Annotated in this window: 1 protein-coding gene; it reads right to left on the bottom strand. The window is 54.1% G+C overall.

Annotated elements, in window-relative coordinates:
- Positions 1-434: 434 nt before the first annotated feature.
- Positions 435-1,292: transposase (locus tag ACP96_RS17035; RefSeq protein ID WP_154020517.1), on the bottom strand; the 858-nt coding region annotated here is incomplete at its 5' end.

Raw genomic sequence — 1,292 nt, 5'->3', positions numbered from 1 at the left:
TCTCGAACCCCGTTATTGGCGGTTCTACCCCGGGAGAAGCGCCGTCGTGAGGCGGTTGCACCATTCGTGCTTCACCGACGGCGGCGGGGTACTTCAAAGTGGTCGTGATTACGGGCATAATCAGGACCACCGGTGACAGAAGTCTCATAACCATTTTTCCTATGATAGAAGGGTTCTATCCCCCGAAATTCGGTTTTGTCCAACGGTATAAATCATATACCGCTATACCAAAACCGCGACGTGCTGAAGTTGAGACTACAGTGGGTATAGCCGGCCTGTAATGCATGGTTTCGGCCGAATCGGAGAGCAAAATCGGCGTCAGATCGCTTTCTGAACGACCGTTCTTGTTCTCCAATCGACTAATTTAGAGGATTTCCGAGACCTCGGATAGTGTAGCCACTCAGAGTCGGGCTACCACGGGGTGATTACCGCTACTATCCGATTCCGGTTTCCTTCTTCACCAGGGTTAGCGTATTATCGGCTGTCACAATGGGCGAGTGTTCGTATTCACCGGTCAACTGTACCTGCACGAGCAAATCAACCACTCGCCAGATCGAGTACAGGAGACACGCGAACGCAAAGTAGAAGAACCGCAGGCCGAAGTGCTTCGACGTTGTGGCGGCCATGAACCGCTTGATCGACTTGTACCCGCTCTCGATCTCCCACCGGTAGCCGTACTCTGAGAGAAGGCCACTCTTCCGATTTGTCATGAACACAGAGTACTGCCGATGATCGGTGTGCTCGGAGTTCTCTTTCCGTCGGTAGATTAGCGTCGTCGAGTGCCACTCGTTGTCGCCGAGATGCAGTTTCCGATCTGTCTCGTACCGGTCCTTGTTACGCTTGAGAAGTCGTTTCGCCTGCGCTTTTTCGCTGGTCTGCATCCGCTTCGGCACGACGTAGGACAGCCCGCATTGACTCAACATCTCCAAAATGTGCTGACTGTCGAACTCCCGGTCCATCAGCACGTTATCGACATGAACAGTCGCCTCTGCCGAATCCAAGAGGTCCTCGACGATTTCCTTGCGTGTGTCGCCTTTCCGGACTGGGCGCGCATCTAAGACGATTGGGACGGCATTCCCGACCAACTGCACCGTCGCCCACTGATAGGCGTATTCGTCGGTCTTCTCTTTCGTGCCGATGATCTCGTCTTCGTGACCCGCACGGTCGCCAGTGAACGGGTCAGATTCGGTAATATCGATGGCAACGATGCCAGCTCGAAAGAATTCCTCCGTCTCTGCTACCCGGTCCAGCAATCGGGTAACCGCTTGTCGGGCTGTGTTGAATCGCTGTAA

The sequence above is a fragment of the Halorubrum halophilum genome (assembly GCF_000739595.1).
Lineage (GTDB): Archaea > Halobacteriota > Halobacteria > Halobacteriales > Haloferacaceae > Halorubrum > Halorubrum halophilum.
This window is presented reverse-complemented; position numbering and strand designations above follow the sequence as displayed.